This is a genomic window from Streptomyces sp. NPDC056373, from assembly GCF_042262425.1.
GTDB lineage: Bacteria > Actinomycetota > Actinomycetes > Streptomycetales > Streptomycetaceae > Streptomyces.
In genome coordinates, this window is sequence record NZ_JBHJPX010000001.1 from 122828 (window position 1) to 148059 (window position 25232).

General features: G+C 71.1%; 24 protein-coding genes and 1 pseudogene. 17 read left to right on the forward strand and 8 right to left on the reverse strand.

The annotated features are described in order from the left end of the window. Positions 1–112: 112 nt before the first annotated feature. The 3 genes and pseudogenes from ACFCXS_RS00585 to ACFCXS_RS00595 all read left to right on the forward strand — a co-directional run bounded on the left by ACFCXS_RS00585 (position 113) and on the right by ACFCXS_RS00595 (position 1719). Positions 113–589: a 4-oxalocrotonate tautomerase family protein gene (locus ACFCXS_RS00585; RefSeq protein ID WP_376640504.1), complete on the forward strand. Its 477-nt coding sequence runs from the start codon at positions 113–115 to the stop codon at positions 587–589. Positions 590–886: 297 nt separating this feature from the next. After that, positions 887–1387 (forward strand): annotated as a pseudogene (locus ACFCXS_RS00590) (CocE/NonD family hydrolase); the annotation flags it as partial. 140 nt (positions 1388–1527) lie between these two features. Continuing rightward, positions 1528–1719, forward strand: coding sequence for a hypothetical protein (locus ACFCXS_RS00595; RefSeq protein WP_376641485.1), 192 nt, complete (start codon positions 1528–1530; stop codon positions 1717–1719). 28 nt (positions 1720–1747) lie between these two features. Here ACFCXS_RS00595 and ACFCXS_RS00600 read toward each other — a convergent pair whose 3' ends face one another. Further along, on the reverse strand, positions 1748–2332 hold the full coding sequence (locus ACFCXS_RS00600) for a TetR/AcrR family transcriptional regulator (protein WP_376640506.1): 585 nt from the start codon (positions 2330–2332) through the stop codon (positions 1748–1750). Positions 2333–2413: 81 nt separating this feature from the next. Here ACFCXS_RS00600 and ACFCXS_RS00605 point away from each other — a divergent pair, with 81 nt between their 5' ends. Both ACFCXS_RS00605 and ACFCXS_RS00610 read left to right on the forward strand, forming a co-directional pair. After that, positions 2414–2851, forward strand: coding sequence for a 4-oxalocrotonate tautomerase family protein (locus ACFCXS_RS00605; RefSeq protein ID WP_376640508.1), 438 nt, complete (start codon positions 2414–2416; stop codon positions 2849–2851). Beyond that, positions 2844–3872 carry a zinc-binding dehydrogenase gene (locus tag ACFCXS_RS00610; RefSeq protein ID WP_376640510.1) on the forward strand — a complete coding sequence of 343 codons (1029 nt, stop codon included), beginning with the start codon at positions 2844–2846 and terminating at the stop codon, positions 3870–3872. The genes ACFCXS_RS00605 and ACFCXS_RS00610 overlap by 8 nt, the downstream gene beginning before the upstream one ends. A gap of 221 nt (positions 3873–4093) precedes the next feature. On the opposite strand, the gene ACFCXS_RS00615 is transcribed toward ACFCXS_RS00610, so the two are convergent. Then, complete coding sequence (locus ACFCXS_RS00615) at positions 4094–4609, reverse strand: Lrp/AsnC family transcriptional regulator (RefSeq protein ID WP_376640512.1); 516 nt, start codon at positions 4607–4609, stop codon at positions 4094–4096. 170 nt (positions 4610–4779) lie between these two features. Here ACFCXS_RS00615 and ACFCXS_RS00620 point away from each other — a divergent pair, with 170 nt between their 5' ends. Next, on the forward strand, positions 4780–6219 hold the full coding sequence (locus ACFCXS_RS00620; protein WP_376640515.1) for a pyridoxal phosphate-dependent decarboxylase family protein: 1440 nt from the start codon (positions 4780–4782) through the stop codon (positions 6217–6219). A 76-nt stretch (positions 6220–6295) separates the two neighbouring features. Then, positions 6296–7144, forward strand: a complete 849-nt coding sequence (locus ACFCXS_RS00625) for an SDR family NAD(P)-dependent oxidoreductase (protein ID WP_376640516.1) — start codon at positions 6296–6298, stop codon at positions 7142–7144. Positions 7145–7598: 454 nt separating this feature from the next. Here the strand turns inward: ACFCXS_RS00625 and ychF are convergent, their stop codons facing one another. Further along, positions 7599–8687 carry a redox-regulated ATPase YchF gene (gene ychF / locus ACFCXS_RS00630; protein WP_376640519.1) on the reverse strand — a complete coding sequence of 363 codons (1089 nt, stop codon included), beginning with the start codon at positions 8685–8687 and terminating at the stop codon, positions 7599–7601. Between the two features lie 199 nt (positions 8688–8886). On the opposite strand from ychF, the gene ACFCXS_RS00635 reads away from it, so the two are divergent. Beyond that, on the forward strand, positions 8887–9519 hold the full coding sequence (locus ACFCXS_RS00635; protein WP_376640521.1) for a DUF6542 domain-containing protein: 633 nt from the start codon (positions 8887–8889) through the stop codon (positions 9517–9519). A gap of 218 nt (positions 9520–9737) precedes the next feature. Here ACFCXS_RS00635 and ppgK read toward each other — a convergent pair whose 3' ends face one another. Together ppgK and ACFCXS_RS00645 are read right to left on the reverse strand one after the other, a co-directional pair. After that, a complete protein-coding gene (gene ppgK, locus ACFCXS_RS00640; RefSeq protein WP_376640523.1) occupies positions 9738–10484 on the reverse strand; it encodes a polyphosphate--glucose phosphotransferase in 747 nt (248 codons plus the stop codon). A gap of 68 nt (positions 10485–10552) precedes the next feature. After that, entirely contained in the window at positions 10553–11578 is a 1026-nt protein-coding gene (locus tag ACFCXS_RS00645) for a 4-hydroxy-3-methylbut-2-enyl diphosphate reductase (RefSeq protein WP_376640525.1), read from the reverse strand. Between the two features lie 102 nt (positions 11579–11680). Here ACFCXS_RS00645 and ACFCXS_RS00650 point away from each other — a divergent pair, with 102 nt between their 5' ends. From ACFCXS_RS00650 to ACFCXS_RS00665, 4 genes are all read left to right on the forward strand, one after another. Beyond that, complete coding sequence (locus ACFCXS_RS00650) at positions 11681–13057, forward strand: APC family permease (RefSeq protein ID WP_376640528.1); 1377 nt, start codon at positions 11681–11683, stop codon at positions 13055–13057. Between the two features lie 242 nt (positions 13058–13299). Beyond that, the gene (gene xseA / locus ACFCXS_RS00655) at positions 13300–14508 is read left to right on the forward strand and encodes an exodeoxyribonuclease VII large subunit (protein ID WP_376640530.1); all 1209 of its coding nucleotides are present in this window, start codon (positions 13300–13302) and stop codon (positions 14506–14508) included. Between the two features lie 9 nt (positions 14509–14517). Continuing rightward, positions 14518–14763 (forward strand): exodeoxyribonuclease VII small subunit, encoded by a 246-nt coding sequence (locus ACFCXS_RS00660; RefSeq protein WP_376640531.1) that lies wholly within the window; start codon positions 14518–14520, stop codon positions 14761–14763. A 122-nt stretch (positions 14764–14885) separates the two neighbouring features. After that, positions 14886–15476 carry a malonic semialdehyde reductase gene (locus ACFCXS_RS00665; protein WP_376640532.1) on the forward strand — a complete coding sequence of 197 codons (591 nt, stop codon included), beginning with the start codon at positions 14886–14888 and terminating at the stop codon, positions 15474–15476. A 52-nt stretch (positions 15477–15528) separates the two neighbouring features. Here ACFCXS_RS00665 and ACFCXS_RS00670 read toward each other — a convergent pair whose 3' ends face one another. Continuing rightward, positions 15529–16053 (reverse strand): DUF4245 domain-containing protein, encoded by a 525-nt coding sequence (locus ACFCXS_RS00670; protein ID WP_376640534.1) that lies wholly within the window; start codon positions 16051–16053, stop codon positions 15529–15531. 128 nt (positions 16054–16181) lie between these two features. On the opposite strand from ACFCXS_RS00670, the gene glpX reads away from it, so the two are divergent. After that, positions 16182–17216, forward strand: coding sequence for a class II fructose-bisphosphatase (glpX, locus tag ACFCXS_RS00675; protein ID WP_376640536.1), 1035 nt, complete (start codon positions 16182–16184; stop codon positions 17214–17216). Between the two features lie 165 nt (positions 17217–17381). Here glpX and ACFCXS_RS00680 read toward each other — a convergent pair whose 3' ends face one another. Both ACFCXS_RS00680 and ACFCXS_RS00685 read right to left on the reverse strand, forming a co-directional pair. Beyond that, the gene (locus ACFCXS_RS00680) at positions 17382–17759 is read right to left on the reverse strand and encodes a WhiB family transcriptional regulator (RefSeq protein ID WP_053675314.1); all 378 of its coding nucleotides are present in this window, start codon (positions 17757–17759) and stop codon (positions 17382–17384) included. Between the two features lie 114 nt (positions 17760–17873). Further along, positions 17874–18620 (reverse strand): DUF1707 domain-containing protein, encoded by a 747-nt coding sequence (locus ACFCXS_RS00685; RefSeq protein ID WP_376640539.1) that lies wholly within the window; start codon positions 18618–18620, stop codon positions 17874–17876. 166 nt (positions 18621–18786) lie between these two features. Here ACFCXS_RS00685 and ACFCXS_RS00690 point away from each other — a divergent pair, with 166 nt between their 5' ends. The 4 genes from ACFCXS_RS00690 (at position 18787) to ACFCXS_RS00705 (ending at position 25187) form a co-directional block, all read left to right on the forward strand. Beyond that, complete coding sequence (locus tag ACFCXS_RS00690) at positions 18787–20457, forward strand: fumarate hydratase (protein ID WP_376640541.1); 1671 nt, start codon at positions 18787–18789, stop codon at positions 20455–20457. Between the two features lie 77 nt (positions 20458–20534). Further along, the gene (locus tag ACFCXS_RS00695) at positions 20535–21938 is read left to right on the forward strand and encodes a class II fumarate hydratase (protein ID WP_376640543.1); all 1404 of its coding nucleotides are present in this window, start codon (positions 20535–20537) and stop codon (positions 21936–21938) included. A gap of 110 nt (positions 21939–22048) precedes the next feature. Beyond that, positions 22049–22714 carry a DUF402 domain-containing protein gene (locus ACFCXS_RS00700; protein ID WP_376641486.1) on the forward strand — a complete coding sequence of 222 codons (666 nt, stop codon included), beginning with the start codon at positions 22049–22051 and terminating at the stop codon, positions 22712–22714. A gap of 337 nt (positions 22715–23051) precedes the next feature. Next, positions 23052–25187, forward strand: a complete 2136-nt coding sequence (locus ACFCXS_RS00705) for a SpoIIE family protein phosphatase (protein WP_376640545.1) — start codon at positions 23052–23054, stop codon at positions 25185–25187. Positions 25188–25232: the final 45 nt, after the last annotated feature.

Genomic DNA, 25232 nt, shown 5'->3' on the forward strand with positions numbered 1-25232 from the left:
CGCGTCTCCCGCTCATCGCCGACGTGTCGCCTTCACACCCACCTGATATGACAGTCGTTATAGGCGGGGTATGGCCTGAAGTCGTCTAAAACGACTGTCATAGGAGGATGTCGTGACGATCATTACCGTGAACAGCCCCAAGGGCCGCCTGAGCCTGGAGCAGCGCCGCACGCTGGCCGAGACGCTGACGGACGCGGTCCTCGTGCCCGAGGTGGGGCAGTTCGCGCCGCCCGCGCGGGTCGGCTTCCAGGTGCACTTCGTCGAGCGTGAGCCCGACATGATGGCGATCGGCGGCCGGCTCCTCACGGACGTCGGCCCGGACGCCGACGTGATGGTGATCGACGTGGCGGTGATGGACGGGGACTGGCGGCAGGAGGTCAGGACCGCCGTCATCGAGCGCGTCCTGGCCGCGCTGGCCGACGCCTGCGGCCTGCCGCAGCCGTCGCCGACCTGGTGGGTCAACTTCCGCGTCATCGACGAGGGCAGCTGGGGCTCCAGCGGCGGCGTGCTGCCCGTCCTCTCCCTCCTCGACAGCGGCGTGTTCACCGAGGAGAAGGTCAAGGCGATCCGCGCCGCGCTCGGCGCGTGAGCAGGGCGCCCGTGCGTCCGGCCTCGTCGCGCAGGGTGGGCGTACGGGCGGAAGTTCTCTGCGCGGGCGGCCCGGACGCGGCCGTGGCACTCTGCTGATCAACGGCACGGAGCCCGAAGCCCCGAAGGAATCCGCCCGCAGCCTTCTGCCGCCCGGCTCCTCGCCGCCCTCTAAGCTCCCCTTCCGAACCAAGGGTCACATCCCGTGAACCTCACCAGCCGCTTCATCCAGCGCCTGCAACGGCTCCCGCCGCCGAAGACCCGGGATCTGGCGGTCGAGCGCGATCTGATGCTGTCGATGCGGGACAGCGCCGTTCTGCTGGCCGACCGCTGGTACCCGGCGTCCGGCGGCGACGGCCTGCCGGCCGCGCTGATCCGCACCCCGTACGGCCGATCAGGGACGCTCGCCGTGCAGACCGCCAAGCCGCTGGCCGAGCGCGGCTTCCAGGTGGTCGTCGTGAGCACGCGCGGCACGTTCGGCTCCGCAGGACCGTTCGCCCCCTTCCGGTGTGAGCGCGACCTGCAGTCCGGCGGCGCCCTCGCCACCGACCTGCCCGCCACCTCGCCCCCCCCGGACGGCTACCGCTACGACCCGGCCGACCCCACCCCGGCCCTCGGCGGCATACGCGTGGGGATGGTGGAGAAGTCCGGCCGGGTGGACAACGCCAAACTGGAGGCGCGGGCGGACGTACTGACGTACACGACACCGGCGCTGGAGGAGGACGCCGAGATGATCGGCGAGGTGAGCGCCGAGATCTTCTTCTGCTCCAGCCTGCCGTACGCCGATGTGTATATCCGCCTCTGTGACGTCGACGAGAAGGGACGCTCCTTCAACGTCTGCGACGGGCTGATCCGCCTCACCGGGGCGACGCCGCCGAACCGGCGTGCGCGGGGGTCCAGTTGTGACCGACGGCCTACCGCTTCAAACGCGGCCACCACATCCGGGTCCAGGTCTCCAGCGGCGCCTTCCCCCAGTACCACCGCAACCCCGGCACCGGCGAACCGCTCACCACGGCCACCACGCTCCGCGCCGCCGACCAGCAGGTTTTCCACGACCCGGAACACCCTTCGGCCATCGTCCTGCCCGTCCGACCGGGCGGCCGCCGAGGCACGGTGCCCGAGCAGGGCTGAGCATGACAGGCGTCGCCTGGCGCTCTGTTCAGTCCCTGATCGCGGCAGCAATGAGGGCCTGCAACTGTTCGGCGGTGCGGTCGAGTGGCTCGGTGCTCCGCTTGGCGCGGCACATGGCCACCGTGCCCTCGACGGCGGCGACGATGAGCGTCGCGAGCTGCGCGGCCTGCTCGGCCCCGGCGCCGTGCGCCCGCAGCGAAGCGGCGAGCAAGTCTTCCCACTGCTCGAAGACCTCGGCCGCAGCGGCCAGGGCGGGTGGGATCTCGTCGGCCGGAGGCTCCTCGATGGCCACCGCCAGGACGGGGCAGCCGGCATGGAAGTCGCTCTCCACCACGATCTTCCGCCACAGCGCGAGGAACGCCCGCAGCCCCGCGGCCGGGCCCGCCTCCAGCTCCTTGCGCAGGCTCCGCGCCACCCACTCGCCCGTGAACCGGACGGCCTCCGTGGCCAGTTGCTGCTTGCCCTCGGGGAAGTAGTGGTACGTCGAGCCGAGCGGCGCCTTGGCGTGCTTGGCCATCTCCCGGATGCTCGTCGCACTCAGCCCGCGCCGACTGATCATGTCCGCGGCACCGGCCACGATCCGCTCGCGCGACGGCGCACTGCTCTTGACCACGTCTGAGCACTCCCCTCTGGCTATAACAACCGTCATAGTCTACCGTGGCCGAGGTCTATAACACTCGTCATAGGAGCCGCCATGCCCATGATCCGGTTGACCGTGCCCGTCGGCGCCCTCACCGCGGAGGGCCGCGCCACCGTCCAGCGCGACCTCGCGGCCGTGCTGCTGCGCTGGGAGGGGGCACCCGACACCGCCTTCTTCCGCGCCCAGGCGTGGAGCTACCTCTTCGAGCTGCCTGACGGCGCCCAGACCACCGCCGAGGATGACGCTCCCCGCTTCCTCGTGGAGGTGACGGTGCCGCAGGGGGCGCTGTCCGAGCGGCGCAAGACCGGCCTGGTCGAGGAGGCGACGAAGACGGTTCTGGCAGCTGCCGGCCTCGCTCCGGACGACGCGCTGCGGGCGTGGGTTCTTGTACACGAGCAGCCGGACGGAACCTGGGGTGCGGGCGGCTCCGTCATCCGCCACGCCGACCTGGTCGCCCTGGCCCAGCAGGACAGGGAGAAGACCGATGCGTGAACTGACCTACGTAGCCCGGAACTCGGCCGAGTGGCGCGAGGCCCCCGACCCCCGACTCCGCTCCGACCAGGAGGCGATCGTCGCCCCGGTGGCCGCGACCTCCTGCGACGTCGACACCGCGATCCTGGCCGGACACGGCTTCATCGACCCGCCGTTCGCCCTCGGCCACGAGTGCGTGGCCCGGGTCATCGAGACCGGCGACGCCGTCACGGCCGTGACCCCCGGCGACCTGGTGGTCGTGCCCTGGTCGATCAGCTGCGGCACCTGCGACCACTGCCTCGCCGGACTGACCGCCCACTGCACCTCGGTCCCGCACATGGCGATGTACGGCGCGCCGATCGGCGGCAACTGGGGCGGGCTCTTCTCCGACCTCGTCCACGTCCCGTACGCGGACGCCATGCTGGTCCCTCTGCCCGTCGGCCTCGACCCGGTCGCGATGGCCTCGGCCAGCGACAACTGGTCCCTGTCCTGGCGCCTGGTCGCACCCCACCTCAAGGCCCACCCCGGCGCCCGGGTGCTGGTCGTCGCCCGCGGCAGCATCGGCCTGTATGTCTGCGACATCGCCCGCGCCCTCGGCGCCTCCGACATCCTCTACGTCGACCCCGACCCCGAACACCGCAAGCTCGCCGACAGCTTCGGCGCCCGCACCGCCGAAACGATCGAACCGATCCGCCACGGCTTCGACCTCGCCGTCGAGGCCACCGGCCGCGTCGACCAGCTCACCCTCGCCGTCAAGTCCCTCGCCCCCGAAGGCATCTGCGAATCGGCCGGCAACCACTTCCGCCCCGGCGAACTCCCCCTGCTCGACATGTACCTCATCGGCGTCACCCTGCGCATCGCCCGCGACAACGTCCGCACCCACATCCCCGACGCCCTCGCCCTGGCCACCTCCGGCACCGTCACCCCCGAACGCGTCGTCTCCCACGTCCTCGACTGGGAACAACTCCCCGACGCCCTGCCCGAAAAGCACCTCAAGCCCGTCTTCGTCCGCGACACCACTCCGCCCCGGGCCGCACGCTGACCACTTCATCGCGCCCGCCACCACACCACTCACACAGAGACACCTGATGACCGCGCCCCTCACCACCTCGACCACCACCCCGCACATTCCGGCAGCCGAGGACCTGCAACGCCAACGGGAAGCGATCGCCACCCCGGAACAGCTTCAGGACGGACGCCCTCCCCTCCTCGGCCAGGAGATCGACCACGCCGAACGAGTACGGAATCGATTCCTCGAACTCATCAACCAGGTTGTCGCCGCTGAACGTGAGACGGGCGTGGGGCAGGCCAGGAGGTGAGGGGTAGCGGGCCGCGGTCGATGACGGTGCGGATGCAGAAGGTGCTCCGGGCGTCGCGGATAGGGCCGATGGCCAGGATCTGGTCCGTGAGCACCTTTTCGAAGGTACGCAGGTCCGGCACGGCGAGTTCGACGAAGAAGTCGGCGTCGCCGGAGACCACGTGGCAGGCGACCACGTGCTCGATCGCCTTCAGCGCCTCTTCGACCACCTGAGAGGTGGTGCGGGAGTGCTCGACCTTGAGGGAGAGGAACACCGTCAGGCCGAGGCCGAGACGCTCGCGGTCCAGATCGGCCCGGTAGCCGGCCAGGACCCCGTCCTCCTCCAGCGCCTTGGTGCGGCGCAGGCAGGACGAGGGCGACAGGCGTACGGCCTCGGCGAGGTCGACGTTGGGGGTGCGTCCGTGGCGCTGGAGGTGATCCAGGATCGCCCGGTCGATGCTGTCGTACAGAGGGCGTGGCATGAAATGCAGCGTAGTGGCTGAATCGGCGAACAATCATGCGTCGAAGAGCCATTCGGGCACTGCTTACGCCATCGTATGCCGCTCTTCTCGGCGCATCCTGGTCACGCGCCGCGGGCCCGGGCCCCGGGCCCGCCGCTTCCGTACCCCTCTCACGTACATCGGACTGCCTCATGCACCCCTTCCCCCTGGAACCCGACCGCGCCGCGATGACCGAGATGGGCGGTCTTGTCCTGGACCGTGTCGTCGACCGCACCGAAAAGCTCGCGGCCCGCCCAGCGAGCAGCCCCCTGTCGCCGCGGGCCGAGGCCGAGCTCGTGGAGTCCTTCCTGGCGCCGCCGCCCGACCGGGGCGGTGACCTGAAGGCTCTGCTCGCGCGCCTGGACGAGGCCGCCGACTGCGCTCTGGAGACCGCCGGGCCGGGTCACCTGGCCTACATCCCGGGCAGCGGCCTGTATTCGGCCGCGCTCGCCGAGTTCTACAACCGCGCCACCAACCGCTACGGCGGACTGGCCTCGGTCGCGCCGGCCCTGGCCGCGCTGGAGGAGAGTGTGATCCGCTGGATGGCCCGCGAGGTGTGCGGCCTTCCGGAGGGCAGCGGTGGCCTGCTGACGAGCGGTGGCTCGATGGCCACGTTCTCCGCCACGGTCGCCGCCCGGCACGACCGGCTCGGCGAGGAACTCGCCGGCGGCACCGTCTACACCACCGCCTTCGCCCACCACTCCGTTGCCAAGGCCGCCCGCCTCGCCGGCATCCGCGCGGCTCACATACGTACCGTGCCGCACACCCCGGACCTGCGGATGGACCCCGAAGCTGCCGCCGCGATGATCCGCTCCGACCGGGACGCCGGGCTGCGGCCGTTCCTGCTGGTGGCCACCGCCGGCACCACCGACACCGGCACCGTCGACCCGCTGCCGCAGCTGGCCGACCTGGCCCGCCGCGAGGACGTGTGGTTCCACATCGACGCGGCCTACGGCGGCTTCTTCCGGCTCACCGCACGCGGCTCAGAGCGCCTCGCCGGTATGGAGCAGGCCGACTCGATCACCCTGGACCCGCACAAGACGCTGTTCATGCCGTTCGGCACCGGCGCCCTGGTCATCCGCGACCTCGCCGCCCTGCACGCCGCGCACGACGGCACCGGCAGCTACCTCCAGGACATGGGGGCGGCGGGGAGCGTCCCGGACTCCGGCCGGCTCGGGCCCGAGCTGACCCACGAGATCCGTGGTCTGCGGGCCTGGCTTCCCCTGCACCTGCACGGGGTGGACGCCTTCCGCGAGGCTCTGGACGAGAAGCTCGACCTGGCCGAACACGTCCACGACACGCTGTCCGGCGTCGCGCAGCTGGAGGTCCTGCAGCGCCCGGACCTGTCCACCGTGATCTTCCGCGTCCGCCCCGCCGACGGCAGCCGGGCCGCCGCCGAGCAGGCCGATGAGGCAAGCCGCCGTCTGCTGGAACGGATCAACGGCCACCGGCGCATCGTGCTCTCCAGCACGGTCGTCGACGGTCGCTACACCCTGCGCGTCTGCGTGGTCTCCCACCGCACCCACCACGACCACATCACCGAAGCACTGGGGATCATCACTGGCGAGGCCAAGCGCCACACCACCGCGTAGCCAGCGACGGCCCTGGACCCGGATGGTGTCCACCTGAGGGACGCCTCCGCCGAATCACGCATGCAAGGAGGACTTCATGACTATCCATCCCGAATCCCTTCCCGCCAGGGGAACAGCCATCGTGACCGGTGCCTCCTCGGGCATCGGTGCGGCCTACGCACGTCGGCTCGCTGCGGACGGTCACGATCTGGTGCTGGTGGCGCGTCGCGCAGAGCGTCTCCGCGCACTTGCCGCGGAGCTGACCGGGCAGCACGACGTACGAGTGGAAACCGTCGTCGCGGATCTGGGCGATGCCGGTGACCTGGACCGGGTTGCCCGGCGAACCGCCGAGGACGACGTCGAGCTGCTGGTGAACAACGCGGGCATCAACGGCTACGGCCCCTTCGCCGAGACCGATACAGCACTGCTGGAGAAGGTGATGGCCGTGAACGTGGTGGCGCTCACCCGGCTCGCCCGTGCAGCCGTGCCAGTCATGCTGGCACGCGGCCGCGGCACCGTGGTGAATGTGGCTTCCACCCTCGCCTTCGCCGGTTCGCTTCCGCCAGACCCGCTGCCGGTGCGGGCGGTCTATGGAGGGACCAAGGGGTACGTAGTCACCTTCAGCCGAACCCTCGCCGCAGAGTTGGACGGTGCGCCGGTTCGTGTCCAGGTGCTGTGCCCCGGGCTGACGGCAACCGAGTTCCATCTCACCCAGGGCCAGGATCCGGTAGCCGGTGATGCAGCGCGCGTACACGACGACGGAGGCATGCCCGTCGAGGACGTGGTGACCGCTTCACTGAGGGCCTTGGAAACCGGCGAGGTCGTGTGCGTGCCCGGACTGGTCGACGGCGAGGCGGTGGATCGCATCGCCGCGGCGGAATTCGGGCTCCGCTCCTCGTCCACCAGCACACTCGCCCCGCGATACCAGAACCCCGCCCAGCAGTGAGTCTCCGGCCGCCCTTGACAGCCGACCGGAAGAGGCGGAGCCACGGCTCTCAAGACTCGGGCACCTGCCATCGGGAAAGTTCACCGCGAACGCCACCTGGAGCACCCTCGCCGCCCTCGCCCACAACCTCACCCGCGCGCTCGGCACCCTGGCCTCCACCTTCCACACCCGCGCCAGAACCGGCACCATACGACGCCAACTCCTCCATGTCCCTGCCCGATTGCCGAAGGGCGCCCACACGCTGACCTGGCACTTCCCCGAACACTGGCCCTGGCAGGACGCCTTGGAGAACCTCTGGACAACCATCGGGCTCCAGGCTGAGCAGTGCACATCCCAGCACGGACGCCCTCACCCCATCCCAGCACGGGAAAACACACAGGGCCCGACTCCGAAGAGTCGGACCCTATCTGGCCTGCATGTTTGCCAGATCGGCGACGTGGTGATATGTCAGCCGCTAGACATTGAAGCGGAACTCCACCACATCCCCGTCCTGCATCACATACTCCTTGCCCTCCATGCGCGCCTTCCCCTTCGCGCGGGCCTCCGCCACCGAGCCCGTCTCCACCAGGTCGTCGAAGGAGATGACCTCCGCCTTGATGAAGCCCTTCTGGAAGTCGGTGTGGATGACGCCGGCGGCCTCGGGGGCGGTGGCGCCCTTCTTGATCGTCCAGGCGCGGGATTCCTTGGGGCCGGCGGTCAGGTACGTCTGGAGGCCCAGCGTGCGGAAACCGACGTGGGCGAGGGTCGCCAGGCCCGGCTCCTCCTGGCCGACGGACTGGAGGAGTTCCAGCGCCTCGTCCTCGTCGAGCTCGGCGAGGTCCGCCTCCAGCTTGGCGTTGAGGAAGATCGCCTCGGCCGGGGCGACCAGCGCCCGCTGCTCGTTCTTGAAGTCGTCGTCGGTCAGCTCGTCCTCGTCGACGTTGAAGACGTAGAGGAACGGCTTGGTGGTGAGCAGGTGCAGGTCGTGCAGCAGCTCCTCGTTGCCGGAGCCCTGGACGATGCCCGCGGAGAACAGCGTGTCGCCCTTCTCCAGGATCTCCTTCGCCTCCTCGACGGCCTTGACCTTCGGCGCGATGTCCTTCTTGATGCGCGACTCCTTCTGGAGGCGCGGCAGGACCTTCTCGATGGTCTGCAGGTCCGCGAGGATCAGCTCGGTGTTGATCGTCTCGATGTCGTCCTTGGGCGAGACCTTGCCGTCCACGTGCACGACGTTCTCGTCCTTGAAGGCACGGATGACCTGGCAGATCGCATCGGACTCGCGGATGTTCGCGAGGAACTTGTTGCCGAGCCCCTCACCCTCGGACGCACCGCGCACGATCCCGGCGATGTCGACGAAGTCGACGGTGGCCGGGAGTACCCGCTGCGAGGAGAAGATCTCGGCCAGCTTGGTGAGGCGCGGGTCGGGGACGCCGACCACGCCGACGTTCGGCTCGATGGTGGCGAACGGGTAGTTGGCCGCCAGCACGTCGTTCTTGGTCAGGGCGTTGAACAGGGTCGACTTGCCGACATTCGGCAGACCGACGATTCCGATCGTGAGCGACACGTTGCGACTTCCCGTGAGTGGAGGGCCAGGGGGCCGGGTTCCCGTGAGGGCAGAGGCCCCGGGGGCCAGGGGACCGGCCGATCCACCAGTCTACGGCGTGTCCGGAACCGTCCCGGCGACGTGTCGAACGCATGGCCATGCTCGGCCGACGGTGTGTCTGGAGGGCCATTCGGCATATTGAACGACCTAAGTTGGTGCGGTGGAGCAATACAGGACGCGTTCTCCCCGGTACGGACCGCGACGGGACCGGCCCAGGCCGCCCAGGCAACCCCTGCCGTCGCAGGCGGGACGGGAGGCGGGGGGTGAGCCCGTGCGTGCGGGACGGAGGGCTGAGGGCGAGCCCGTGCGTGCGGCACGGCCGCCCGGGCAGCAGCGCCGCCCGGCGCCGGTGCGGCGGCCCGCATCCGCACCGGCGGCCGCCACGGGAGGTGCGCCGAACCCCCGGCTGACCGGGCTGGGCAGCGGGCTGTTCTGCACGGTGGTGATGTTCCTGCTCGGCGTGGTCTGCTCGGCGCTGTTCGGGCAGTCCCTGACAGCGTACGGCGTGCTGTTCCTGCCGGTGTGCGCGCTGACCGCCCTCTGGGTGCGCCGGGGAGACCTGATGACCGCGCCTGTCGTGATGCCGATCGCGTTCGCCGTGGGGCTGCTGCCGGTGGCCGACGACGAGGGAGGGATCGGCGGCACGCTGATGGGCCTGGTGACGGCGCTCGCGACACAGGCGGGCTGGCTGTACGGAGGGACGCTGATCGCCGGGCTGATCGTGATCGTCCGGCGCATCCGACTGGTGCACCGCCGGCGGACGGCAGGAGCAGGAGCCCGGCCACCGGCCTGACACCGCCCGGCGCCCCATCTCACGCCGGCCACCGCCCGGCGCCCCATCTCACGCCGGCCACCGGCCCGCCGCCCGGTCCGCGACGGCCCCGCGCCGACCGAGGGACGACACCACCCGGCCCGAAGCAGCCTCCACGCCGGCCACCGGCCTGACGTCATCCGGCCCAGCAGCCCTCGTGCAGGCCGTCGGTCTCACACCCCCGGCGGCCCGAAGCGGCCCTAGTGTCCGGCCGCCCGCATCGCCGCGCCCACGATGCCCGCGTTGTTCTGCAGCTGCGCCGGGACGATCTCCGCCTTGATCCCCTCGATGTGGGGCAGGAACTTGTGCGACTTGCGGCTGACACCGCCGCCGATGATGAACAGCTCCGGCGAGAACAGCATCTCGACGTGGGCGAGATACTTGCGCACGCGGTGCGCCGCCCAGTGCTCCCACGTCATGTCGTGGTCCTCGCGCGCCTTGCTGGAGGCCCGCTTCTCCGCGTCGTGCCCGTCGAGCTCCAGGTGGCCCAGCTCGGTGTTGGGCACGAGGACACCGTCGACGAAGAGCGCGCTGCCGATGCCGGTGCCGAAGGTCAGCAGGATCACCGTGCCCCGGCGGTCGCGGCCCGCGCCGAAGTTCATCTCGGCGACGCCCGCCGCGTCCGCGTCGTTGACCACCGTCACCGGCAGCCCGCCCAGCCGCTCGCCGAGCAGGGCGCGGGCGTCGGTGTCGATCCAGCTGTCGTCGACGTTCGCCGCCGTGCGGATCGTGGCTCCGTCGGTGACCACACCCGGGAAGGTCACTCCGACCGGGCCCGTCCAGCCGAAGTGGTCGACGACCTGCTTGACGCCGTCGGCCACCGAGTCGGGCGTGGCCGGGTGGGGGGTGAGGACCTTGTGCCGCTCCTGTGCCAGGTCGCCCTTGTCCAAGTCCACCGGCGCACCCTTGATCCCGGATCCGCCGATGTCCACTCCGAAGATCTGCATGGCCCTACGTTACGACGAGCGACTGACGGTCACAGGACGGACAGCGGGGCTGCCCGGCCTGTCCCCGATCACTCCCCGGAATGTTCACCGGTCCCGGCGCCGCCCCGCCCGGCGGCCAGGGCGGCGGCCTCCTCGCGCAGGTCACGGCGCAGTTCCTTGGGCAGGGAGAACGTGATGGACTCCTCGGCCGCCTTGACGATCTCGACGTCCTCGAAGCCGCGCCCGGAGAGGTATTCCAGGACCTGCTCGACCAGGACGTCCGGGACGGAGGCGCCCGAGGTGACACCGACCGTGCTCACGCCTTCCAGCCAGGCCTCGTCGATCTCGTCGGCGAAGTCCACGAGGTAGGCCTCGCGGGCACCGGCGATCTTGGCGACCTCGACGAGCCGCTTGGAGTTGGAGGAGTTGCGGGAGCCGACCACGATGACCAGGTCCGACTCGGCGCCCATCTGCTTCACGGCCAGCTGGCGGTTCTGCGTGGCGTAGCAGATGTCGTCGCTGGGCGGGGAGATGAGCTGCGGGAACTTGTCCTTCAGGGCGTCGACGGTCTCCATGGTCTCGTCGACGGACAGCGTGGTCTGGGAGAGCCAGACGACCTTGGACGGGTCACGGACCTCGACCTTCGCCACATCGCCCGGCCCGTCGACGAGCTGGATGTGCTCGGGGGCCTCGCCGGAGGTGCCGATGACCTCCTCGTGGCCCTCGTGGCCGATCAGGAGGATGTCGTAGTCCTCGTTCGCGAAACGGACGGCTTCCTTGTGGACCTTGGTGACCAGCGGGCAGGTGGCGTCGATGGTGGCGAGCTTGCCGCGCTCGGCCTCCTCGTGGACGACGGGGGCAACGCCGTGCGCGGAGAACATGACGATGTTCCCCGGGGGCACTTCCTCCGTCTGCTCGACGAAGATCGCGCCCTTCTTCTCCAGGGTCTGCACGACGTACTTGTTGTGGACGATCTCGTGCCGGACGTACACCGGAGCGCCGTACTGCTCCAGGGCTTTCTCGACGGCGATCACGGCGCGGTCCACACCCGCGCAGTAGCCACGGGGGGCGGCGAGCAGGACACGGCGGCCAGGCGAAGCAGACATGCGTCCCATCGTAAGGCCGCGTCCGGCCGGGCAGAGATCGCGTGTGCGCGCCGTCTCCGGGAAGAAGGACATGGCGCGACGCGAGTGACGTACGGCGGGAGCGGAGGCACGATGTCCGAGACCGGAACGACGACCCCCGAGGCCGAGGGGGAACGCGCGCTGCGGCGCAGTCTCGGCTTCCGTGATCTGGTCGTCTACGGGCTGCTGTTCATCGCTCCGATGGCCCCGGTGGGCGTGTTCGGCACGCTGGACGCCAAGTCGCACGGCGCGGTCGCGCTGGTCTACCTGGTCGCCACGATCGCGATGGCGTTCACCGCGTTCAGCTACGCCCAGATGGTGCGGGTGGTCCCCCAGGCGGGCTCGGTGTTCGCCTACGCGCGCGTGGGGCTCGGGAACGGTGCCGGGTTCGTGGCGGGCTGGATGGCGATGCTCGACTACGTCCTGATCCCCGCGGTGGCGTACCTGTTCTCCGGGGTGGCGATGAACGCGCTGGTCCCGGAGGTGTCGCGGTGGGTGTGGACGGCGCTGGCCGTGGTCGTGACGACACTGCTGAACCTGTGGGGCGTACGGGCCGCCGCCCGGGTGGGCTTCCTGGTGCTGGCGACGGAGGTCGTGGTCCTGGTCGTGTTCGTGGTGTCGGCGGTCGTGGTGCTGGCCCGGGACGGCACGGAGCGGGGCTGGCTGTCGCCGCTGACGGGGGACGGCACGCAAGGGGCGTTCGCGCTGTCCGCGGTGCTCGGGGCGGTGTCGGTGGCGGTGCTGTCGTACCTGGGGTTCGACGCGATCGCCTCCTTCGCGGAGGAGGTCACGGGCGGCTCGGCGAAGATCGCGCGAGCGCTGCTGTTCTGCCTGGCGTTCGCGGGTGTGCTGTTCATCGCGCAGACGTATCTCGTGGCGCTGCTGGAGCCGGTGTCGTCGGCGCGGCTGGCGGCGGAGCCGGGCCTGCAGGGGTCTGCCTTCTACGACACGCTCGACGCCTCGGTCGGCACCTGGTTGCACGACCTGGTGGCGGTGAGCAAGGCGATCGGTGCGGCCTTCGCGGCGCTGGCCGGGCAGGCCGCGGCGGGCCGGCTGCTGTTCGCCATGGGCCGCGACCGGCGGCTGCCTCGGGTGCTGTCCCGGACGAACGACGGGGTGCCGCGGGTGGCACTGCTGTGCGCCGCCGTCGTGACACTGGTGGCGGCGGTGTGGGCGGCCCGCCGTGACGACGGCATGGACCAGCTGGTGTCGGTGGTCGACATCGGGGCGCTGACCGCCTTCCTCCTGCTGCACGCGAGTGTGGTGGGCTGGTTCGCGGTGAAGCGCCGGGGCGGGACGGTGATCTGGTGGCGGCATGTGCTGGCGCCCGTGGCGGGAGCGGCGATCACGGTCGCCGTGATCGTGGAGGCCTCGGGAACGGCCCAGGTGGTGGGCGCGGTGTGGCTGGTCGCCGGCCTGGTGGTGCTGGCCGCGCAGGGCAGCCGACCGCCGGAGCCGACACCCTCGTGATCCGAGCCGAGCCCCTGACCCCCTGAGGTCCGGTCCCCCCAGGAGCCGAGCCGTACCGTCGCCCCCGCAAGGCGCCCGCCCCCGCGAGACGCCCGCGCCCGCAAGGCGCCTGCCCCGTACCGTCGCCCCCGCGAGGTGCCGGAGCCCGCGCGACGGCCGCCCCGTACCGTCGCCCCCACAAGGCGCCGGTCTCCTCAGGGCGGCTGAGTCCTGTTGTCGGCGGTGCCCACTACCCTCGCGGCATGGCTGTGAACACGACGCCCGAAGCCCCGCTGCCCGTCGGCGAGGTGTCGCGGCTCATCGGGGGCTGGATCGACCGGCTCGGGGCGGTGTGGGTCGAGGGGCAGATCACGCAGTTGTCGCGGCGGCCGGGCGCCGGTGTGGTGTTCCTGACGCTGCGGGACCCCTCGTACGACATCTCCGTCAGCGTCACCTGCTACCGGCAGGTGTTCGACGCCGTCGCGGACGTGGTGAGCGAGGGCGCCCGGGTCGTCGTCCTCGCCAAGCCCGAGTGGTACGCCCCGCGGGGGCAGCTGTCGCTGCGGGCCGCCGAGATACGGCCCGTCGGGGTCGGTGAACTGCTCGCGCGGCTGGAGCAGCTGAAGAAGGCCCTCGCGCGGGAGGGGCTGTTCGCGCCGGAGCGCAAGAAGCCGCTGCCGTTCCTGCCGCAGCTGGTCGGGCTGGTCTGCGGACGGGCCTCGGCCGCCGAGCGCGACGTTCTGGAGAACGCCCGGCACCGCTGGCCCGCCGTCCGCTTCGAGGTGCGCAACGTCGCCGTGCAGGGCGTGCACGCCGTGCCGCAGGTCGTGCAGGCGGTGAAGGAGCTCGACGCGATCGACGCCGTGGACGTGATCATCGTCGCCCGGGGCGGCGGCAGCGTGGAGGACCTGCTGCCGTTCTCCGACGAGCAGCTGATCCGCACGGTCGCGCAGTGCCGTACGCCGGTGGTGTCCGCCATCGGGCACGAACCGGACAACCCGCTGCTGGACCAGGTCGCCGACCTGCGCGCCTCCACGCCCACCGACGCCGCCAAGAAGGTCGTGCCGGACGTCGGCGAGGAGTACGAGCGGGTACGGCTGCTGCGGGACCGGGCGCGGCGGTGCGTGGCGGCGCTGGTGGAGCGTGAGGAGCGCGGGCTGGCGCACGCGCTGGCGCGGCCGTCGATAGAGGATCCGCACAGGATGATCGATGTGCGGGCGGACCAGGTGGCGGACCTGCTCGACCGGGGCCGGCGCTGTGTGCGGCACCAGCTCGACCGGGCGGACTCGGAGCTGGCGCACACGCACGCGCGCGTGGTGGCCCTCTCCCCCGCCGCGACCCTGAAGCGCGGGTACGCCGTGCTGCAGAAGGCGGACGGGCACGCCGTCCGCGACCCGGGCGAGGTGCAGGCCGGCGAGGCGCTGCGCGCGCGGGTCTCCGAGGGTGAGTTCTCCGTACGAGTGGACACATAGGGTGAGTGGATGACCAGCGAGGTTGAACAGACACCGGGCGCCGGCGAGGCGCTCGGGTACGAGCAGGCGCGGGACGAGCTGATCGAGGTCGTCCGGCGTCTGGAGGCGGGCGGCACGACGCTGGAGGAGTCCCTCGCGCTGTGGGAGCGGGGCGAGGAGCTGGCCAAGGTGTGCCGGCGCTGGCTGGACGGGGCCCGGGCGCGGCTGGACGCGGCGCTGGCGGAGGAGACCGCGGAGGACGAGGGCGCGGAGTGATCGGGACCGTTCGGGTTCGGGGTGACACACGACACCCTCACATTAGTTGAACGTTGAACTTCACTGGCGTACGGTCGAAGACGTCAGCCGATCTTCCGGACCAGACACGAGAAAGTGCATCCATGTCCCTCGTTCTTGACCCCGCCGCCCAGGACCTGCTGTTCCGCGAGGCCCGGTCCGCCAACACCTTCACCGACGAGCCGGTGACCGACGAGCAGGTGCAGGCGATCTACGACCTGGTCAAGTACGGTCCGACCGCCTTCAACCAGACCCCGCTGCGCATCACCCTGGTCCGCTCCCCCGAGGCCCGTGAGCGCCTGGTGGCGCACATGGCAGAGGGCAACCGGCCCAAGACGGCGAGCGCGCCGCTGGTGGCGATCCTCTCCGCGGACAACGAGTTCCACGAGGAGCTGCCGCACCTGTTCCCGGCCGCCCCGCAGATCAAGGACATCTTCTTCACCGAGCGCCCGGTCCGCGAGAACGCCGCCGGGCTGAACGCCGCCCTCCAGGCCGCGTACTTCATCGTCGGCGTCCGCGCCGCCGGTCTCGCCGCCGGCCCGATGACGGGCTTCGACTTCGAGGGTGTCCGCAAGGAGTTCCTGGACGACGACCACACCCCCCTGATGGTCGTCAACATCGGCCGCCCCGGCCCGGACGCCTGGTACCCGCGCTCCCCGCGCCTGGAGTTCGACCAGGTCGTCACGACGGTCTGACCGACGAACACGGCAAGGCCCCCGGCAGTCGCCGGGGGCCTTCCTTCTGCGCCTACTTCGTCTCCAGCGCCCCGGCCATCTTCGCGAGCTGCGCGAACGACGCGGTGCCCGTGACGACCGTCGTCGAGCCCTTGGTGCCCTGCAGGACCAGCGCGTCGTAGCGGCCGCCCTCGTAACGGGTCCAGGTCTCGCCGTCGATCTTCTCGGTCTTCCCGGTCTCGTGAGCCCCCTGCGTCGCCTCGTCCAGGAAGACGGGGCGACGCTGAGTGGACTGCTCGACCGCCACGTACTCCCCCTCGGGATCGTGGAAGCCGAGGTGCCAGGCGTCGTACTCGTCGCCCCGGAAGCGGACGGAGGTGGCCTTCCACGCGTCGGACAGACCCTCGGGCGCGGCCACGGGGTAGGAGGCGGCGCGGCGTGCCGTGAGCAGCTCGACCCGGTAGTCGACGGCCTTGACCTCCCGCGCGCTGTCGTCGTGCGGGATGAAGAGGTACACGAAGCCCGCCACCAGGATGATGATCCCCATCGAGAGGACCATGTCCCGCGCCGTCTTCTGCTTGCCGTTCGTGCCTGCCACGCCCCCTATCGTCGCAGGTCCCTGCCGCGCTCATCCGTGGGGGCCCCTGCTCATTTTGCGGTCTCGGCGATAGAGTCGGGCGAACAACACCCTCATCCGGCCGTCGTCGTACAGAAAGGTGCGCTCCGATGACCGAGCATCATCACTTGCCGTCCGAGCTTGATGTGCCCTCCGAGGCCCCCGACCGCAACCTCGCCCTGGAACTGGTCCGGGTGACCGAGGCGGCGGCGATGGCCGCGGGCCGCTGGGTCGGGCGTGGTGACAAGAACGGCGCCGACGGTGCCGCAGTGCGTGCCATGCGGACTCTCGTCTCCACCGTCTCGATGAACGGCGTCGTCGTCATCGGCGAGGGCGAGAAGGACGAAGCCCCGATGCTGTTCAACGGGGAGCACGTGGGCGACGGGACCGGGCCCGAGTGCGACATCGCCGTCGACCCGATCGACGGCACCACGCTGACCGCGAAGGGCATGACGAACGCGATCGCGGTGCTGGCCGCCGCCGAGCGCGGGTCCATGTTCGACCCGTCCGCCGTCTTCTACATGGACAAGCTCGTCACCGGGCCCGAGGCGGCCGACTTCGTCGACATCAACGCCCCGGTGTCGGTGAACATCCGCCGGGTCGCCAAGGCCAAGCGCTCCGCACCCGAGGACGTCACGGTGGTGATCCTGGACCGGCCGCGGCACGAGGGCATCATCAAGGAGATCCGGGAGACCGGCGCGCGCATCAGGCTGATCTCCGACGGTGACGTGGCCGGCTCGATCCTGGCGCTGCGGGAGGGCACCGGGGTCGATCTGCTGCTCGGCATCGGCGGTACGCCCGAGGGCATCATCTCGGCCTGCGCGGTGAAGTGCCTGGGCGGCACGATCCAGGGCAAGCTGTGGCCGAAGGACGACGAGGAGCGGCAGCGGGCGATCGAGGCAGGGCATGATCTCGACCGGGTGCTGACGACCGAGGACCTGGTCACCGGCGAGAACGTGTTCTTCGTGGCGACCGGCATCACGGACGGCGAGCTGCTGCGCGGGGTGCGCTACCGGGCGGAGACCGCGACGACCGACTCGATCGTGATGCGGTCGCGGTCGGGCACGGTCCGCCGGATCTCCTCCGAGCACCGGCTGAGCAAGCTGCGGGCCTACAGCGCGATCGACTTCGACAAGGGGAAGTAGCGCGCCGAAGAGGCGGGGACCGCCGGCGAGTGCGGGTCCGTTGTGGTTGACCGCGCCCGCGCGGCGGAGCCGCAAGTCGATACAGCCCCGCGCCCCTTGAGGGCGTCGAACGGAAAGGGGCGTCCCCGGTGCGGTGGGGGCGCCCCTTTCCGTGCTGCCAGGCCGTCAGCCGGCCGCGGCTATCCGGTCCGCCGGGCGGGCCGTCTTCTTCAGCTCCATCTCGCGGCGGCGCCGCCGGGCCAGCACCACGCGGCGTTCCGCGGCGGTGAGGCCGCCCCAGACGCCGTAGGGCTCCGGCTGGAGCAGGGCGTGTTCGCGGCACTCGACCATCACGGGACAGCGGGCGCAGACCCGTTTCGCCGCTTCCTCCCGGGACAGCCTCGCGGCGGTCGGTTCCTTGGAGGGCGCGAAGAACAGGCCAGCCTCGTCGCGCCGGCACACCGCCTCGGTGTGCCACGGGGCGTCCTGGTCCCTGTCTCGCGCCGGCACCCGCGGGGCCGGAACGGCAGCGACCTGCAGGGACGAATGCGGCGGTTGCAGCACGGTCTACTCCTGACGACGGCTTCGCGAGCGAGAGACGATGCAGCAAGCCCTACCCGCTGTACGCGCGCCTATGCACTGAGTTCCGAACCGCCGGTTTCGGGGGATTCGCGGCTGTCAATGCCCCAGGTGCTTGCGCAAACCCTTGTCGACCTTGCGCTGCACCCGGTCCAGGATGTCCGCGACGATCTTGCCCCGCCGCGGCCGGGCCTCGACGCTGCCCAGGACGGCCCAGCCGTCGACGTAGACGATGGGGGCCTCGGGGTCGTCCGAGTCGAGCGTGGCCACCTCGAAGCTGCCGAGGACGCCGCCGCCCATGCCGCGCAGCGACACGTTCTCCGGGACGCGGATGTCGACGCTGCCGAAGATCGCGAAGGACTTGACGACGACCTGCTGGTGGTCGAAGAGGGCCTCGCTGAGGTCTATCTCGACGCTGCCGAAGATCGCGTACGCGTGGATACGGCGGCCCGTGCGCCGGCGGCCCTTGCGGACGGCGCTGCTGAACACCGCGACCACGTTGTCGTCCGGGTCGACCGGGACGGCACCGGCGGTGGGGCGCCAGGGGGCCGGTGAGTGGGCGGGGCCGGGGCCCGGGCGGTGGGCCGCGGGCAGGTCCCGCACGAAGACCTCCAGCTCGCCGACGGTCTTGGCGCGCAGCACCCCCTCGACGCGCTCGGCGTGCTCGTCCGCGGTGAGGCGGCCTTCGGCCAGGGCGTCGCGCAGGAGGTCGGCTATGCGGTCGCGCTCGGCGTCGGAGGCGCGGAGCTCTGAGGCGGCGGGTGCGCCCTGCTGCCGGAGATCCCTCTTGTGGAGATCCCCCTTGTGGAGATCCGGCTTCTGGAGGTCCTGCTTCTGAAGGTCCACGGCAGCAGCGTACCGAAACACGATAGATCGCGACAGCCCCCTCTCGCGGCCGAGTGTGACGAACTCAGCCTTACCTCACGGGCTCGCCGTCAGCGGCAGGTTCTACGCTGGTGGGCGCCCGCCGACGGAGGCGGGCCGCCGTCCGCAGAGTGAGGAATGGGCTGAGATGCCTGAGTTCGCGTACACCGATCTGCTCCCCCAGGGAGAGGACACCACCCCCTACCGGCTGGTGACCTCCGAGGGTGTCTCCACGGTCGAGGGGCCGGACGGGCGGACCTTCCTCCAGGTGGAGCCGGAGGCGCTGCGCAAGCTCGCCGAAGAGGCCATCCACGACATCCAGCACTACCTGCGCCCGGCCCACCTCGCGCAGCTGCGCCGCATCATCGACGACCCCGAGGCCTCCGGCAACGACAAGTTCGTGGCGCTGGACCTGCTGAAGAACGCGAACATCGCGGCGGCCGGGGTGCTGCCGATGTGCCAGGACACGGGCACGGCGATCGTGATGGGCAAGCGCGGGCAGAACGTGCTGACCCAGGGCCGCGACGAGGAGGCCCTGAGCCGCGGCATCTACGACGCGTACCAGAACCTGAACCTGCGCTACTCGCAGATGGCTCCGCTCAATATGTGGGAGGAGAAGAACACCGGCTCCAACCTCCCCGCGCAGATCGAGCTGTACGCGGCCGACGGCGGCGCCTACAAGTTCCTCTTCATGGCCAAGGGCGGCGGCTCGGCCAACAAGTCGTTCCTGTACCAGGAGACGAAGGCCGTCCTGAACGAGTCCTCCATGATGAAGTTCCTGGAGGAGAAGATCCGCTCGCTGGGCACGGCGGCCTGCCCGCCCTACCACCTGGCGATCGTGGTCGGCGGTACGTCCGCCGAGTACGCGCTGAAGACGGCGAAGTACGCCTCCGCGCACTACCTGGACGAGATCCCGGCCGAGGGCTCCGAGCTCGGGCACGGCTTCCGCGACCAGGAGCTGGAGCAGAAGGTCTTCGAGCTGACGCAGAAGATCGGCATCGGCGCGCAGTTCGGCGGCAAGTACTTCTGCCACGACGTGCGTGTGGTGCGCCTGCCGCGGCACGGCGCGTCCTGCCCGGTCGCGATCGCCGTGTCCTGCTCCGCCGACCGCCAGGCCGTCGCGAAGATCACCGCCGAGGGCGTCTTCCTGGAGCAGCTGGAGACGGACCCGGCGCGGTTCCTGCCCGAGACGACCGACGAGCAGCTCGACGAGAGCGGCGACGTCGTGAAGATCGACCTGAACCAGCCGATGGAGACGATCCTGGCGGAGCTCACCAAGTACCCGGTGAAGACCCGCCTGTCCCTGACCGGCCCCCTGGTCGTGGCGCGTGACATCGCGCACGCCAAGATCAAGGAGCGGCTGGACGCGGGCGAGGAGATGCCGCAGTACCTGAAGGACCACCCGGTGTACTACGCCGGTCCCGCGAAGACCCCCGAGGGCTACGCGTCGGGCTCCTTCGGCCCGACCACGGCCGGCCGGATGGACTCCTACGTGGAGCAGTTCCAGGCGGCGGGCGGCTCCAGGGTGATGCTCGCCAAGGGCAACCGCAGCAAGCAGGTCACCGACGCGTGCGACGCCCACGGCGGCTTCTACCTGGGCTCCATCGGCGGCCCGGCCGCGCGCCTGGCCCAGGACTGCATCAAGAAGGTCGAGGTCGTCGAGTACGAGGAGCTCGGCATGGAGGCCGTCTGGAAGATCGAGGTCGAGGACTTCCCGGCCTTCATCGTGGTCGACGACAAGGGCAACGACTTCTTCCAGGACCCCGCGCCGTCGCCCACGTTCACCTCCATTCCGGTGCGCGGGCCCGGACTCGCCTGACGCCGGCGGTGATGATTCGCCTCCACGGGGAACAGTGGTCCCGGCGCTGACGCTGTGACACGTGGAGGTGATCGTCGATGACCGACGAGCAGGACAGGACCGAGTACCGCACCGAGCACGACTCCATGGGCGAGGTGCGGGTGCCCGCGCACGCCAAGTGGCGGGCCCAGACCCAGCGGGCCGTGGAGAACTTCCCCGTCTCCGGGCAGCGCATCGAGCGCGCGCACATCGAGGCGCTGGCCCGGATCAAGGGCGCGGCGGCCAAGGTCAACGCCGAGCTGGGGGTCCTGGACAAGGACATCGCGCAGGCCATCCAGGAGGCGGCCGGGGAGGTCGCCGAGGGCAGGTGGGACGAGCACTTCCCGGTCGACGTGTTCCAGACCGGGTCCGGGACCTCGTCCAACATGAACACCAACGAGGTCATCGCCACCCTCGCGAGCGAGCGCCTGGGCAGCGGCGTCCACCCGAACGACCACGTCAACGCCTCCCAGTCGTCCAACGACGTCTTCCCCTCCTCGATCCACATCGCCGCCACCGCCGCCGTCACGCGCGACCTCGTCCCGGCCCTGGACCATCTCGCCGCTTCCCTGGAGCGCAAGGCCGAGGAGTTCGCCGACGTCGTGAAGTCGGGGCGGACGCACCTCATGGACGCCACGCCCGTGACGCTGGGCCAGGAGTTCGGCGGGTACGCGGCCCAGGTGCGGTACGGCATCGAGCGTCTGGAGGGCTCCCTCCCGCGGCTCGCCGAACTTCCCCTCGGCGGTACGGCCGTCGGCACCGGCATCAACACCCCGCCCGGCTTCTCCGCCGCCGTGATCGAGGAGGTCGCCCGGACGACCGGTCTGCCCCTGACCGAGGCCCGCAACCACTTCGAGGCGCAGGGCGCCCGGGACGGCATCGTCGAGACCAGCGGCCAGCTGCGGACCATCGCGGTGGGGCTGACGAAGATCGCCAACGACCTGCGCTGGATGTCGTCCGGGCCGCGTACGGGCCTGGCGGAGATCGCCCTGCCCGATCTCCAGCCCGGCTCCTCGATCATGCCGGGCAAGGTGAATCCGGTCGTTCCCGAGGCCGTGCTGATGGTGGCGGCCCAGGTCGTGGGCAACGACGCCACCGTCGCGACCGCCGGCGCCGCCGGGAACTTCGAGCTCAACGTGATGCTGCCCGTCATCGCCAAGAACGTGCTGGAGTCGATCCGGCTGCTCGCCAACGCGACGCGGCTGCTCGCCGACCGGACCGTCGACGGCATCACCGCCGACCGCGAGCGGGCGCGGGAGTACGCCGAGTCCTCCCCTTCCGTCGTGACCCCGCTGAACAAGTACATCGGGTACGAGGAGGCCGCGAAGGTCGCCAAGAAGGCGCTGGCCGAGCGGAAGACGATCCGTCAGGTCGTGCTGGACGGGGGGTATGTGGAACGCGGGGACCTGACCGCGGAGCAGCTCGACGAGGCCCTGGATGTCCTGCGGATGACACACCCGTGACGAAGGGACGCGTTCGTGTGCCCGGCGCGTGAACCGTGACACGCGCCGCAGCGTCGTATGCCTGCGGCACCTAATATCTGTTCATGGCGGACGGTGGAGCGATGAGACGCATGGAAACGGGTGGTGCGGCAGGCTTCTGGGCGCCCGGAAGCCGGATCCTGTGGCGGTACCGGGAGAACGGCGGCACGCAGGTGCACATCGCGCGTCCCGTCACCGTCGTCCGGGACGACGCGGACCTGCTCGCCGTGTGGCTGGCGCCCGGCACCGAGTGCGTGAAGCCCGTGCTCGCCGACGGCACGCCCGTCCATCTGGAGCCGCTGGAGTCGCGCTACACCAAGCCGCGGACCGTGCAGCGCGACCGGTGGTTCGGCACGGGCGTGCTGAAGCTGGCCCGGCCCGGCGAGCCCTGGTCGGTGTGGCTGTTCTGGGAGCCGGGCTGGCGGTTCAAGAACTGGTACGTGAACCTGGAGGAACCCCTGTCCCGTTGGGCCGGCGGGGTGGACTCCGTCGACCACTTCCTGGACATCTCCGTCCATCCCGACCGCAGTTGGCACTGGCGGGACGAGGACGAGTTCGCCCAGGCCCGCCGGGACGGGCTGATGGACGACCAACTGGCGGAAAAGGTACAGCAGGCGGGACGGGACGCGGTGGAGGTGATCCGCGCCTGGGGTCCGCCGTTCTCGGAAGGCTGGCAGCACTGGCGCCCGGATCCCTCCTGGGCTGTACCGTCACTGCCGGAGGACTGGGACCGTACGCCTGCGCATGTGTCCTCATGAGACCCTTGCTGCGCCCCCGGGCAAGAAACGTAGGATCGTCCTCCGCAAGGGCGCGCGGCGGCAACTACCTGAGCACGCGCTGGGCTTGACCGATCGTCACCGAGGGGCGGCAGGACGTGAGCGAGGGGTACGAGGGCAACACCGGCAGGGCCTGCGCCACAGGCCCCAAAGGCCGTCGGAAGGCCCCTGCGGGCCGCAGACGGTCCGCCGGTGGCACAGGAACAACCTCTGACCACGCGGGAATTCCGTTCCTGGGGCACGTAATCCGGGTATCGGAGTTTCGGCGGGACCAACTGCGTGCGCGGCGCGCAGCCCCGGACGGACGGATTCGACACGCGTGACGGAGCAGCCGACCTCGTTCGAACGCCCCCAGTCGGGCGTCGACCCCGCGGACCCCCGCGGGGCTTTCGTGCATACCCCGGCACCGGCGCGTGCGCCCGGCGCCGGCACCTTACCGGTACAGGGCCGCCCCGGCGGCGACGTCAGCGTTCCGGTCACGACGGCACACAGCACGCCGGGCACGTCGGAGCCGGGCACCTCCACGCCGTTCGGCAAGGGCAAGGACACCGTGAGCGACCCCGCCTCCGAGCACTCCCAGCCGGGTGCCGAGCAGACCGCCGAGCGCGAGACGCCTCGGCCGCGCCCCGCCCCCGAGGGCATTCCGGTCCAGCCGGCCGACGAACAGGACCGGCCGCCGGTCAACAGCGACGGCGACGGGCAGGAGCGCCGCAGCGGGCAGAGCCTGCCGCCCGGCCGCCCCACGCCGATGCGGCGGGACGGCGACCGGCTCAGGTTCGTGGGGGCCGCCACGCGGCGGATCGCCCGCGGCATCGACCTCGACGAGATCGTCATGGGGCTGTGCCGGGCCACCGTGCCCACCTTCTCCGACGCGATCCTGGTCTATCTGCGCGATCCGCTTCCCGTCGGGGACGAGCGGCCCACCGGCCCGCTGGTGCTGCGGCTGCGCCGCACCGACCGGATACCGGCGGAGCGGGACACCGAGAACGGCTTCCTTCCGGCCGCGCAGCCCGAGCCGAACGAACTGGACACGGTCGGCGCCGAGCTGTGCGAGGTGCGGCCCGGCAGTGCTCTCGCCGAGGTGCTGCGGGGTGTGCGCCCGGTGTTCACCGACGCCCCCGCGGCCCGCGCCGCGCTGCCGGAACTGCTCGGGGAGGACGGCGAGTTCGCCGTGCCGGACGGGCAGCGTGCGATCCTCGCCCCGCTGCGGGGCCGGCGCCGGGTGATCGGCGCCGCCCTGTTCCTGCGCCGCCCCGAGCGCATCGCGTTCGACCCGGACGACCTCCTGGTCGCCGCCCAGCTCGCCACGCACAGCGCCCTCGGCATCGACAAGGCCGTGCTGTACGGCCGCGAGGCCTACATCGCGGACGAGCTGCAGCGCACCATGCTACCCGAGACGCTGCCCCGCCCCACGGGCGTACGGCTGGCCTCCCGTTACCTGCCGGCGGCGGAGACGGCCCGGGTGGGCGGCGACTGGTACGACGCGATCCCGCTGCCCGGCAGCCGGGTCGCGCTGGTCGTCGGCGACGTCATGGGCCACTCCATGACCTCGGCCGCCATCATGGGCCAGCTGCGCACCACGGCCCAGACCCTCGCCGGCCTCGACCTGCCGCCGCAGGAGGTCCTGCACCACCTCGACGAACAGGCCCAGCGCCTCGGCGTGGACCGCATGGCGACGTGCCTCTACGCCGTGTACGACCCGGTATCGCACCGCATCACCATCGCCAACGCCGGTCATCCGCCGCCCGTCCTGCTGCACCTGGGCGGCCGCGCCGAGGTGCTGCGCGTGCCCGCCGGTGCCCCGATCGGGGTCGGCGGCGTGGACTTCGAGGCGGTGGAGCTGGACGCGCCCGCCGGCGGGACGCTGCTGCTCTACACCGACGGCCTGGTCGAGTCCCGGCTGCGCGACGTGTGGACCGGCATCGAGCAGCTGCGGGAGAAACTCGCCGCGGTCGCGCAGCTCACCGGGCCGGACCATCCGCCGCCCCTGGAAGCGCTGTGCGACGAGGTGCTCGACATGCTCGGCCCGGGCGACCGGGACGACGACATCGCGCTGCTCGCCGCCCGGTTCGACGGGATCGCGCCCAGCGACGTGGCGTACTGGTTCCTGGAGCCGGAGGACGCGGCCCCCGGCCGGGCCCGCCGGCTGGCCCGGCGCGCGTTGCAGCGCTGGGGGCTGGAGGAGCTCAGCGACTCCGTCGAGCTGCTCGTCAGCGAGGTCGTGACGAACGCCGTGCGGTACGCGTCCCGGCCGGTCACGCTGCGGCTGCTGCGCACGGACGTGCTGCGCTGCGAGGTCGGCGACGACGTGCCGCAACTGCCGCGGCTGCGCCAGGCACGCGCCACCGACGAGGGCGGGCGCGGGCTGTACCTGGTGAACCGGCTGGCCCGGCGCTGGGGCGCGACCAGGCTCAGCACGGGCAAGGTGGTCTGGTTCGAGCTGAACCGCGGCTGACGGAGCCCCGGGAGCGCGACGAACACGCCGAAGGGCGCCCGGTGA